Origin of the sequence: Staphylococcus lutrae, from assembly GCF_002101335.1 — a bacterium.
GTDB lineage: Bacteria > Bacillota > Bacilli > Staphylococcales > Staphylococcaceae > Staphylococcus > Staphylococcus lutrae.
Map to the genome: position 1 here is coordinate 1,244,330 of NZ_CP020773.1, position 11,725 is coordinate 1,256,054.

6 protein-coding genes are annotated in these 11,725 nt (G+C 42.1%); 3 read left to right on the forward strand and 3 right to left on the reverse strand.

The window, feature by feature from the left end:
- Positions 1-40: 40 nt before the first annotated feature.
- The 3 genes from B5P37_RS05710 to B5P37_RS05720 all read right to left on the reverse strand — a co-directional run bounded on the left by B5P37_RS05710 (position 41) and on the right by B5P37_RS05720 (position 8,001).
- Positions 41-5,707, reverse strand: coding sequence for a lectin-like domain-containing protein (locus B5P37_RS05710; protein ID WP_085237328.1), 5,667 nt, complete (start codon positions 5,705-5,707; stop codon positions 41-43).
- Between the two features lie 645 nt (positions 5,708-6,352).
- Entirely contained in the window at positions 6,353-6,910 is a 558-nt protein-coding gene (locus tag B5P37_RS05715; protein ID WP_085237329.1) for a transcription repressor NadR, read from the reverse strand.
- Positions 6,907-8,001: a cysteine desulfurase family protein gene (locus B5P37_RS05720; protein ID WP_085237330.1), complete on the reverse strand. Its 1,095-nt coding sequence runs from the start codon at positions 7,999-8,001 to the stop codon at positions 6,907-6,909. Before B5P37_RS05720 ends, B5P37_RS05715 begins: the two co-directional genes overlap by 4 nt.
- A 104-nt stretch (positions 8,002-8,105) precedes the next feature.
- Here B5P37_RS05720 and B5P37_RS05725 point away from each other — a divergent pair, with 104 nt between their 5' ends.
- From B5P37_RS05725 to nadA, 3 genes are read left to right on the forward strand one after another with little or no spacing between them, the layout of a single operon-like run.
- A complete protein-coding gene (locus B5P37_RS05725; protein WP_085237331.1) occupies positions 8,106-9,680 on the forward strand; it encodes an L-aspartate oxidase in 1,575 nt (524 codons plus the stop codon).
- The gene (gene nadC, locus B5P37_RS05730) at positions 9,625-10,458 is read left to right on the forward strand and encodes a carboxylating nicotinate-nucleotide diphosphorylase (RefSeq protein WP_085237332.1); all 834 of its coding nucleotides are present in this window, start codon (positions 9,625-9,627) and stop codon (positions 10,456-10,458) included. Before B5P37_RS05725 ends, nadC begins: the two co-directional genes overlap by 56 nt.
- Positions 10,459-11,547, forward strand: a complete 1,089-nt coding sequence (gene nadA / locus B5P37_RS05735; RefSeq protein WP_085237333.1) for a quinolinate synthase NadA — start codon at positions 10,459-10,461, stop codon at positions 11,545-11,547.
- The last annotated feature ends 178 nt before the right edge of the window (positions 11,548-11,725 follow it).

Here is an 11,725-nt window from a genome sequence, read left to right on the forward strand (position 1 = left end):
GAAAATAACGATACTGTTGCCTCTATATTGAATAACTTAATTATTGATCTTCATTATTACGATCGCGTACTTGCTTATCTTTTTTTAATTTTTTAAACAAGAACAAACCTAACATCATTGCCATCACCCCAGACACAAAACTTCGTGTCGGTGCTTTCACGCCTGTATCTGGCAACGACTCTGTCGCATCACTTTTACTCGAAACTTGCGCGATGCTATCTATTGACATACTCGTTGAAACACTCAATGAACTGCTTGTACTTCCTGATGTAGAAGTACTTTCGCTTGTTGACGTACTCAGTGACGTGGATGTACTTAGCGAGTCACTTGTTGAACCCCTTAACGATGTGCTTGTTGACGTGCTCAACGAATCACTTGTTGAATCACTTAATGATGTACTTGTCGATGTGCTCAACGAGCTGCTCGTGCTATCTGATGTTGACGTACTTGTCGAGTCGCTCAGCGAGCTACTTATACTATCCGATGTCGATGTACTCTCACTTGTTGACTTGCTTAATGATGTACTTGTTGAGTCGCTCAGCGAACTGCTCGTACTACCTGATGTTGATGTACTTTCACTTGTTGAATCACTTAGTGACGTTGATATGCTTAACGAATCGCTCGTCGATTGACTTGTTGACACACTATCAGATTCACTTGTTGAATCGCTTAACGACGTGCTTGTTGACGTGCTCAACGAGCTACTTGTACTATCCGATGTCGATGTACTTTCGCTTGTCGACGTACTCAATGACGTTGATGTGCTTAACGAATCACTCGTTGATTGACTTGTTGACTTGCTCTCAGACTCGCTCGTTGAATCGCTTAATGATGTACTTATCGATGTACTCAGCGAGCTACTTGCACTATCTGATGTTGACGCGCTTTCACTTGTCGATGCACTCAATGACGTTGAGGTACTTAACAAGTCGCTTGTAGACTGACTTGTTGACTTGCTCTCAGATTCACTTGTTGAATCACTTAACGATGTGCTTGTTGACGTGCTCAACGAGCTACTTGTACTATCCGATGTCGATGTACTCAGCGAGCTACTTGCGCTATCTGATGTTGACGCGCTTTCACTTGTCGATGCACTCAATGATGTGGACGTACTTAAAGAATCGCTCATCGACTGACTTGTTGACACACTATCAGATTCACTTGTTGAATCACTTAATGACGTGCTTGTCGAGGTGCTCAACGAACTACTCGTGCTATCTGATGTTGACGTACTTTTACTTGTCGATGCACTCAATGATGTTGATGTACTTAATGAATCGCTTGTTGATTGACTTATTGATACACTCTCAGATTCACTTGTTGAATCGCTTAATGACGTACTTGCCGAGACGCTTAGCGAACTGCTCGTACTATCCGATGTTGACGTACTTTCACTTGTCGACGCACTCAATGACGTTGAGGTGCTTAAAGAATCGCTCATCGACTGACTTGTTGACACACTATCAGATTCACTTGTTGAATCACTCAATGATGTACTTGTCGATGTGCTCAACGAACTGCTCGTACTATCTGATGTTGACGTACTTAAAGAGTCACTCGTCGATTGACTTAACGAACTACTCATACTATCGGACGTGGACGTGCTTTCACTTGTCGATGCACTCAATGATGTTGATGTACTTAATGAATCGCTTGTTGATTGACTTATTGATACACTCTCAGATTCACTTGTTGAATCGCTTAATGACGTACTTGCCGAGACGCTTAGCGAACTGCTCGTACTATCCGATGTTGACGTGCTTTCACTTGTCGACACACTCAGTGATGTTGATGTGCTTAAAGAATCACTCGTCGACGTACTATCGGACTTGCTTGTTGAGTCACTTAATGATGTGCTTGTCGAGACGCTCAACGAACTGCTCGTACTATCTGATGTTGACGTACTTTCGCTTGTCGACATACTCAATGACGTTGAGGTGCTTAACGAGTCACTCGTCGACTGACTTGTTGACTTGCTCTCAGATTCGCTTGTTGAATCGCTTAACGACGTGCTTGTTGACTTGCTCAACGAACTGCTCGTACTATCCGATGTTGACGTACTTTCACTTGTCGATGCACTCAATGACGTTGAGGTACTTAACGAGTCGCTTGTAGACTGACTTGTTGAGACACTCTCTGATTTGCTCGTTGAATCGCTTAATGATGTACTTGTCGATCGACTCAACGAACTGCTCGTACTATCTGATGTTGACGTACTTTCGCTTGTCGACATACTCAATGACGTTGAGGTGCTTAACGAGTCACTCGTCGATTGACTTGTTGACTTGCTCTCAGACTCGCTTGTTGAATCGCTTAATGATGTACTTGTCGATCGACTCAACGAACTGCTCGTACTATCTGATGTTGATGTGCTTTCGCTCGTTGACATGCTCAATGATGTGGACGTACTCAACGAATCACTTGTCGACTGACTTGTTGACACACTTTCAGACTCGCTTGTTGAATCGCTTAACGACGTGCTTGTTGACTTGCTCAACGAACTGCTCGTACTATCTGATGTTGACGTACTTTCGCTTGTCGACATACTCAATGACGTTGAGGTGCTTAACGAGTCACTCGTCGATTGACTTGTTGACTTGCTCTCAGACTCGCTTGTTGAATCGCTTAATGACGTACTTGTCGATTGACTCAACGAACTGCTCGTACTATCTGATGTTGATGTACTTTCGTTTGTCGACACACTCAGTGATGTTGACTTACTCAACGAGTCACTCTTCGACGTACTTTCAGATACACTCGTTGAATCGCTTAACGACGTACTTGTCGATTGACTCAACGAACTGCTCGTACTATCTGATGTTGACGTACTTTCACTTGTCGATGCACTCAGTGACGTGGACTTGCTTGTTGAGTCACTTAATGACGTGCTTGTCGAAACGCTCAACGAGTTACTTGTACTATCCGACATTGACGTACTTTTACTTGTCGATTCACTCAGTGACGTGGACTTGCTTAATGAGTCACTCTTCGATGTACTTTCAGATGCACTCGTTGAATCGCTTAATGATGTGCTTGTCGATTGGCTCAAAGAACTGCTTGTACTTCCTGATGCTGATACACTTAAGCTTGTCGACATGCTCAACGAAGTTGATTGACTCAACGAATCACTCGTTGATTGACTGTTCAATATACTTGTTGAGCGACTTAATGATGCACTTGTCGATTCACTCAATGACGTGCTTGTCGATGCACTCTTCACTGTAGAAAGGGATTGGCTGGTTTGATTCGATAAAGATTGACTATTAGAAACACTTTGACTATTCACTGTTGATACACTGGCTGAGTTTGAAAGTGAATCACTCATACTATTTCTTTCAATTGTCCATGTAAACGTCTTAGACACAGTGTTATTACTTGCGTCTTTTGACACAACCGTCACGGTATAACTCCCTATTGTCGTTGGCGTACCACTTACTGTTTTTGTAGCAGGGTTATACGTGAGTCCCGGTGGCAAGCCTGTCACTGTATCTGTGGTCGCTCCACTATTATCCGTAGTGCTGATGACGACGTTATTTATGGAGGAAAACACTTGATTCGTTTGGTTATTGACTGTAATAACTGGGCTCGTCGTATCCACCACATTAATGTTAAATGTGGTTGTTGACGTATTCCCTGCTTGGTCTACAGCTTTGACCGATACCGTATAGTTACCAAGTTGTTTTGGCGTTCCTGTAATCATTTTCGTTGTCGCATCATAGGTCAAACCTGTTGGCAATCCCGTCACGGTGTTCGTCACTGTACCTGTCCCATTATCGGTACTGTTCACTGCAATAGGGGTGATCGGACTGTTCAGTTCTTTAGTCTGATTCGCTACATTTAATGTAGGCGCTGTAACGTCCTTATAATAAATGGCAACATCTTGAACGGCATTCGTCATTTTGATTGTATTATTGGTCGCATTATATGCTGGTGCATACGTACTATCTACCCTTACAAATTGATATCCTTTTGATGAGAGCGTGCTTTGTTGATTATCTACAGATGCGATACTATCCACATCACCAGCAAGCTTCTTAGGCGGTATAATCTCAACACCTGTATCGCTATCGATATAGTGGACTTGCGCGACGGCTGACTGGGTATACGTAAACGAGCCGATTTGAACTTGTTGCAAGTTTCTTGCGCCACCTGTGGATGCCGTCATCGATAACGAAAAGTCAGTCGTATTACTCGCCTTAATCCAATCCGAAATATTTCTCGTCCACGTTTGACCTGCATAAGTGATAGTCATCACTTTTGTATCACCATTATAATCAATGACGAAATCTTGAAATGTCCCGTTCGGCTGTACTTTTAACTTTGCGGCAGTTGCTGTCGTGGTGCTATCGGTATAAGTCGTTGCCACACCACTCGAATTGGTTGTTACAAAGGCACCAAAAGCCCCTCCACCGCCGACACTTGCAGGATCGGCATTGGCACTTGCGGTTGAAGTAGGTTGAGACGTGTTATGATACGTATCTAATTTAAAACCAAAAGCGTTGTTCAATCCCCCTATACCGAGGGCCGCACCTGCCTTACCGACCTGTCCCAAAGTGCCCGGAGAAAACGCCATTCCGATTCCGTCTCCTCCTGTTACTCCATCTGGGCTATAGCCTTCATAACGCGTACCTAAATTAATTTTTCCGACAAAATTGAAACTTATATTTGTATTAATAATCGTCCCCAGTGAAATCGCACCCTTTTGACTGGTTGCGTCTGGCGTCAGTGTGACAATCCCTTTCGTTTTGTCATAAGTCGCCGAGCCACTCATGGTGAAATAATCTAAAAAATTGTCCTTATTTACAACGGCTTGACCTGATGACGGTGCTAACGCGGCATAAGGTTGTGCTGCTAAATTATTAACGGCTAAACGACTGAAAGTTCTAAGTTTCGATGTCGGTTGTTGCTGACTTGAATCAATCGCAGTCGTTGTCGCGACAAGATTCGCGGGGGCGGCATAGGCTAACGGTTGCGTGATATTCAATGGAGATGACGTCTTGTTATTCTGAACACTGGGGTTTTGATTCGTTAGTGCTTGACCACTGGTTTGATTTGTTGATGACTGACTCGCGGTTGATTTTTGAAGGGGCGTGGTTTGAGAATCTTTGGGAACATTTACTGTACTTTGATGTGTATCACTTGAAGTTGTAGGTGTTGTCATGTTTTGACTATTCATTGTTGACTGTTGTGTGTTGGAAGAGGTTGACGTTTCGCTTTTATTACTGGTTGAGTTGACCTCGCTTTTTGTTGACGCACTGTCTGTCGTTGCAAGTTGACTTTGTGTTGTGGCATTCTGTTGACTGTTTGCATTAACGCTCATTTGACTCGATGTGGCACTGTTTCCTTGCGCACTCGTTTGCGTAAGTTTCGTTGAATTTTGGTTTGCGACCGTTTCACTTTGTGCGGAGAGTTCTGATGTCATCGGCAACTCTGAGGAAGCAGCCATGGCCTGATGGTTTTGAAACATATTGACTGTGAACGCCCCACCAGTAATGGTCGTGAATTTAATCACATTTCTTTTCACAAAATGCTTTTTATTTTTATCTTCGTCCACCTTGCTTGTTGTGTGGGAAAAACCGGACCATCCCATCATATTTAATAGTTTCATTTCTTTTAATCCAGATTTAATCAACTTCCCAGCTTGATACCGTTGCTGCTTTTTCTCTTTTTCTAGACGATCATTTAATTCTCTATCTTTTTTTGACATATAATCGTACTCCTTTAAAAGCTTAAGGGTAAAATAGAAATAACATCCCAATTCTATCGTTTGTATCATGTTTATCATGAACCACAGATGCGTGCATTGCCTTATGTTTTAATCAAATTGCTGAAGCGAGAATAGGCGAATGCTGACTCATGAATGATTTCCATCATACTCCCAAAATACACCCCAACAATAAAATTTATTTTTTATTTGCATATTTCAAATATAGCACATTTTGACAATAATAAATACTAGTATATTATTGACATCAAGTAATATTAATCATCTTGTTTAACGCAAAATTTATCAATACTTAATCGCAAAAGAATTTTATGCATTTATTATTTTTAAAAATTTTTGTCTTGAGAATGCGTTTGTCCTTTTATTCTGTCTATCGTTGAATCTCATTCATTTTGATTGAATACGCTTTCCTATAAAATAAAAATTTTAAGCATAGCGCATTGTCACTTACACGTCGTTTTAACTCGGCATAAGTGCCTTCTAAAACGCAAAAAGACCGGGGTCACTTCAAGCTTCCCCAGCCTTTAAAAACGCTTATTAAATTAAACTATGGCAACCGTGCAGTTTCCTATATCAATACGCAAACCATTCACTTTTTGTATAGGACACGACCGTCCTCGTGTGGGATTAGATTTCAGAATGTGTGCGTCTCGTGCCATTGTCTTCTATATCGACTAAAAACCCTTGCTGTTGTAAATCTCTGACAGCATTGTCTAATATCTTTTCAGAATCTGCAGATATCGTATGCAGATGCACCATGTCCGTTAATTGTGCTAACATCGTTCCTTGATATTTATTCATGTTAGCCACAAACGTATCGATATGGTCGAGCGTTTCAATCATTAATTCGGCTTGTAATGTACCGTATACAGGATGTTCGACTGAAACGTTATCAATCATCGCACCATTTTCTACAATTGTCTTCAGTTCTGCTTCGATTTCTGATTTTTCATGCTGACATATAATCATTCGTTTAAAAGGTCTCCCTTGCGATTGGACATGCATATAGTACCCCTTACTAGAGGAGTGAATCGTATAATTTTGTGTTTTAAGATACGAGATGTCTTTAACGATGACTTGTCGTGATACGCCAAATCGACGACTGAGCTCATAGCCTTTAATGGGTTGCTCTGACGCTTCAAGACATTCAATAATTTGTGCTCTTCTTTTATCAGCTGAATTCATTCAGAACCTCCTTCATGAATCATTTTTTTCATCACATCAAAACACTGATCGATTTCTTCCACGGTTGTTAAACATGAAAAGGACAACCTTAAATATTGATCGACTTCACCTTGTACTGCAGCGATTTTGTGCATTAAACCATCACTTAACATTATACCATGACCACAAGCGGTTCCAGTAGAAATACAAATATTCCGATTAGACAACATTTGCATGATATATTGTCCTTCAAATTTTGGTGTGAGTAGCCCTAAAATATGTGGCGCTTGCGCGTTATAAGTCAGCGCTGTAAATCCCAAAGCCGTGGCGCGTGCTTTCGCATATTGGTGCAACGTTTGGAGATGCATGATATCCGTCGAAATGTTTAATGCTTGAACGAGCGCTAAAATGCTCGGAACATCTAACGTGCCATTACGTAACCCTGTTTCGTGGAAGTAGTGTTGATTTAATGGATGAATGAAAGCATCCTCTATCATCAACACCCCACAGCCTTTGGTACCGTGAAATTTATGACCTGAAAATGTATATGACGTACAAGATGTCATATCAAATGGTGCTATTTTTTTGACCGCTTGAACACCGTCAACATGAAAAGGAATTTGATGCTGTTTTGCAATCGCTCCAATTTGATGAATCGGAAGCTGATAACCCGTTTCAGAGTTGACATGTTGTGCAATAATCAAAACCGTCTCTGCTGTCACACGCGATTGCCATGTTGCTAGATCGAGCGTGCCATCAGCAGTTAGCGGCATAATCTCAATTTTAAAATTGTTTTGATATCGTTCTAACGCGGCCGCAATAGACGGGTGTTCATACGGAGAGACCCATATCGTTCCCTGTGTCAGATGATCCAAATATAAACGGATGGCCATGTCATTGACGTTTGAACCACTTGTTCCAAATCGGACTTCTTTTGTTGTTTGAAAAACATGTTGTACGTACTGACGTGCTTGCTGTAATGCAGCTTTAACCTGTTCACCACCAACGTGTAAACTTTCGCTGTTATAGAACAATTGACTTTGTGCTTTATGGTAGACCGCTAATACTTCTTCAGTAGGTTGCGTTGTCGCAGCGTTATCCAAATAAATCATCTTTTATATCCCCTCTTGCATTTGTTTCATATCTATGTCAAAATCATTATGCGCTTTAATGTTAACATAAATGTAAATAATATTGTAAATAGAGGTGTAAACATATGCACATCATCATTATTGGAAGTGGGATTGCAGCCTTATCATGTATGAAACAACTTCACAATGTTTCCAAAATTACCTGTATCACGCAAAGTCGGCATTCGAACAATAGTAGCTATCAAGCACAAGGGGGCATTTGTTTTTCAAAATATGAATATGATGACGGTCAAAGCCATATTGAAGATACATTCCATGCAGGAGATGGCTTAGGGGATCGGACGGTCATTCAGACATTGATTAAACAAAGTCATTCGGTGATACAGCAACTCATTGATGAAGGACTTCCTTTTGATCGAGATGACCAAGGGCATTTGCTTTACGCTATGGAGGGGGCGCACCAACATCCAAGAATTCTACACGCAAACGGGGATCAAACGGGCCGTATCATCATGCAACATTTAGCTTCATCTTTAACTGCGAAGCCCATTGTCCTTTATGAACATCATGTCGTCATTGACCTTTTAAAAAATGCACATGGAGAAGCCTGTGGTGTGGTCACTATAGATGAGAAAGGGCAGTTTCAACATATAAGCGGCGATGCGGTGATATGTGCGACCGGTGGGGTCAGCAACTTGTTCACACCGCATTCCAGTCCACTATCGCCCCTATCAACAGGTGCTGTCATCGCATTCCATCACCACGTTCCGCTTCAAAATATGGAAATGATACAATTTCATCCGACTTTACTTGGAACACCACAAAAAGCAGGGGGACTGATTTCTGAAGCCGTCCGTGGTGCAGGGGCGACATTCGTCAATGATGCCGGTATCAATTTTATGGATGAGGTCCATCCTATGAAAAGTCTCGCGCCGAGAGATATCACAAGTCGGATGATTTTTCGCCAACAACAACTTGGACACCAGTGTTATTTAGATATCCGTCCTGTCACCCATTTTGAACAACGTTTTCCTACTATCACACAAGCCATTCGACGCTACGACGCCACGATTTTTGACACACAGCGTATTCCTGTGACGCTCGGTGCGCATTACACAATCGGTGGAATTAGTGCAGATACGAACGGTTGTACCGCATTACCACGCTTTTTTGCAATTGGTGAAGCGGCATGTACCCATTTCCACGGCGCAAATCGTTTAGCTAGCAATTCATTGTTGGAAGGCCTTGTCATGGGAGTCAACTGTGCAACGTATATTCAACATCATTTATCACCCGTTAAAGGCGAAGGATCTCCTCAATCTTTAGCTATACCTCACATCAGTGATAAAGTAGTCCAAACGCTACAACAACAAAGTTTTTCTGTACTCGGCGTCGAACGACATGGGCCTGTTATGCAACGTTTTAAAGCACGATTGGAGAAGACACTACATGAGGCGCCAGAAGTGACACAAATCACCAAAACAGTGTGGCAACGTTATTGTACAGTCAAATTATTACAAATTATCACAAGTGCGGCACTAGAACGTCAAACATCTCGCGGTGTGCATTACCGATGTGATCACCCTCATGTTGACACAAATCATCAGTATGATATGACTGAAATTTATAATGGAGGCACGCATCATGTTAAATCGATTGCTCGTAAAAGAGAAGCTACAACAGTTTTACATAGAGGATAACCAACAAGGCGACTTAGCAACACGCATCTTTGATCGTCAAACCCAGGGAACACTCACACTGATTTCTAAAGCGCCAGGGATCTTCTGTGGTACGGATATTATAGAAGAAGGATTCAAATTGCTAGAACCCACAGCCACTGTCGAAATGGCCATAGCCGAGGGGGCACACGTCACACCTGGTACTGTGATTGCACGAATTACCGCGCCCATTTATGCACTGCTTACTATGGAACGGATCGTCTTAAATTTGATTCAACGGATGTCCGGTATCGCTACAATGACCCATCAAATGGTGACTCGGATTGCACACACAACAACACGTCTTGTCGATACGCGTAAGACGACGCCCGGGCTTGCAATTTTTGAAAAATACGCCGTCACTGTCGGGGGTGGACTCAATCATCGCCGTTCACTCAACGATGGTTTGATGCTCAAAGACAATCATATTGACTACAGCACCTCTATCACAGCGGCCATTCAAGAAGCCAAAAAATGGTTAGGTCCTATGGATAAAATTGAAGTTGAAATTGAAAATGAAGCGATGCTCATCGCAGCCGTTCAAGCCGGCGTCGATATCATTATGTTTGATAACTGTACACCCGAATGGATCAAAGCACATATTCATCACGTCCCGGCATCCATTCAAACTGAAGCATCTGGAAATATAACTGAAGCGAACATCACAGATTACGCGGCAACAGGCGTCGACTTCATCTCCATGGGCGCCTTGTTTTACGGGCAAAAAGCACTCGATATTTCAGCAAAGGTTGTGATATAAATGTTTAATCCGATTCAATCCATTCCAGAACGGTATCTCAAAATGTCTCAAACCGCGTTAGAACAGCACATTCAACGTATTAAAGATGAACTAGGGACACGTTTATTTATGCCCACACATCATTATCAAAAAGATGAAGTCGTCCAATTTGCAGATGTGACGGGTGATTCACTTGAACTGGCTCGAATTTGTAAAAACAATCGCGAAGCAGACTATTTTGTTTTTAACGGCGTCCACTTTATGGCTGAAACTGCTGACATTTTGACAGACGCACACCAACATATTTACCTGCCTGATTTAACTGCGGGCTGTTCTATGGCGGACATGGCGAACATCAATCAAGTACGACATTGTCACGAAGTACTGACACAAACGTATCAATTCGATATTTTACCCCTCACATATGTGAACTCGACAGCAGCCATCAAAAAATATGTCGGTCAACATGAAGGTACATGTCTGACGAGTGGCAACGCAAAAGCTGTCGTCAATTGGGCGCTTGAACAGCATAAAATGATTCTTTTTCTCCCCGATCAGCATCTGGGGCGCAACACGGCGTACGAATTAGGTGTGCCACTTGAACAAATGGCGCTGTGGGATCCCATTGAAAAGCGTTTGACGTATGAAGGAGATTTAAAAGATTTACGCCTTATTTTATGGAAAGGGCATTGTTCTGTTCATGAAAAGTTTCGGAAAACACATATCGAACAAGCACGTCAGCAAAATCCTGATGTGAACATTATCGTCCATCCCGAATGTCCATTTGATGTCGTTCAAGCAGCCGATGAGGCAGGATCTACGCGCTATATCATCGATGCCATTCAGCACGCACCCGCAGGCTCACATTGGCGGATTGGAACGGAAATGAATTTAGTACACCGCTTAAAAATGACACACCCTGAACTTCATATTGAATCATTAAATCCTTTGATGTGCGCATGTCTGACGATGAACCGCATTGATTTACCACATCTTGCATGGTGTCTCGATAAAATTTTAAACGACCAGCATGACAATATAATCAAAGTGGATGATGAAACCGCCTATTATGCAAAAAAAAGTTTAGATCGCATGTTATCCATCGTCTAAACCGACACAACATTTCGTCATCAAACGTTCGCATCATCTCAATCACGTGAACAACGCACAATCCATCCATAGTCACCTGGATGCTTTCCAGTTAACGTATAGGTGGATTGTTTTTTAGCGCGTTGAAGGTGTTGCACTATTAAATTATGATTTCAATCAATATTATCAAATCGTTAGT